1 protein-coding gene is annotated in these 1430 nt (G+C 41.0%); it reads right to left on the bottom strand.

The window, feature by feature from the left end; all coding sequences use genetic code 11:
* Positions 1-12: 12 nt before the first annotated feature.
* Positions 13-1335 (bottom strand): IS4 family transposase, encoded by a 1323-nt coding sequence (locus QL229_RS20495; protein WP_281547364.1) that lies wholly within the window; start codon positions 1333-1335, stop codon positions 13-15.
* Positions 1336-1430: the final 95 nt, after the last annotated feature.

The following is a 1430-nucleotide window of genomic DNA, read 5'->3' as shown; positions in this document are numbered from 1 at the left end:
GGCCAATGCCAGTCAGTTAAGCTGACTGGCATTTCTTTTTTTATGTGGGTACTTTGATGGCTTAGGCTTTATCGCTCTTGGGTATCGCCTATCTTCTCTTCTTGGTGGCAGTTTAAATAGTCTCAGCGTACCTAACAGATGCTCCCAGTGAATTGGAATATTACCGGGGCTCATAATTGATATTGATGAGAAGTATTGAATAACTGCCATCGAGCAGCTTGAGAAACTGAGTTGGTTAGGCCATATTCCTTCTGCTTTTGCTGCTAGGGTCATTAACCTTCGAATTAAATTGTATGCGAGGAGGATCCCCCATAGCTCCTGCCTGACCATATCAGGTCGCTTGCTTCGAAGATGATATGTGCTATCTAGCATTGTTTGCTTTATTTCTCGATACCCTAATTCTATTTCCCAGCGATGGCTGTATAAATCAACTATTTCGCTACTTGGAAAACGAAGTCTATCTACCATCGAGGTTAATATTCGGTAATTTTTACCTTTTATGGTTTTACTAACCAACCTTGCTTTAATAACTTCGGGAACATCAGGGAAATTCTTTTGCGCATGCTTAGTGATTTTGAGCTCAATTATCAGGTCATTGTTACCAACCTTAGAAACGACTTCGTATTGTAAATCAGGTCTGGCAGGTATTAGCCAATGTCTTTCTTCTCCAGTGTTGTGCCATCGATTTAACAAGCCCAGTGAATAGTATCCTTTATCAAACATGGTCAATGAGTGATTAGGTGTACGCTCAATCAGTCGTTCAGCAAGCTTCATTTCATTCGTCTTATAGTTATCAAACTCACTGCTTATAAGTTGGTGGCTGGTGAGTTCCATATGACATACCATGCGAATTTGTGGGAATCCTGTATCACCATATTGATTGCTAGCTGATGAGAACGCTTCGCGATTTTCATCTGAGTCGGCCGTACGCCAAACAACACCATCAACCGCTAGCAAATTTAACCCAGCCCAAGTTTCAAACTCTTCGTTCTGGTACATATTATCAGCAGCTTTATTAAAGACTTGCTTAACGGGTTCATCGCCTAATCGCTGACGAGCCTGAACCATGGCACTCGGCGCAACTAACTGATTTTTGCCAGGCAGCATAATGTCTAGCTTATTCGCAATATTCCAGACAGACTCTTTACGAAATAATGCCATGCCAATAACAGACCAAAGCACAGCTTCTAAAGGCAACCTGCGCTTTCTAACTGTGGCTACTCCAGCTTTTTGAAAGCCTTGTTCAATCAGGTCAGAAGATAAAATTTCAGATAATTTTTCATACGTGTGGTAACGAGTGCTTTCTTCGAAAGCAGAATGAAGAGCTTGTTCTATATTCACAAAAAAATCCGTAGTTAGTTGCCTAACTACGGATTGTGAATGATCATTCTGATCGGTCAACTGATCAACTTCTTAACTGATCAGCATTA

It is taken from the genome of Pseudoalteromonas sp. PAR1 (genome assembly GCF_947311895.1).
Lineage (GTDB): Bacteria > Pseudomonadota > Gammaproteobacteria > Enterobacterales > Alteromonadaceae > Pseudoalteromonas > Pseudoalteromonas lipolytica_C.
The sequence above is the reverse complement of the archived record's forward strand: the minus strand, read 5'-3'. Positions and strand labels throughout refer to the sequence as shown.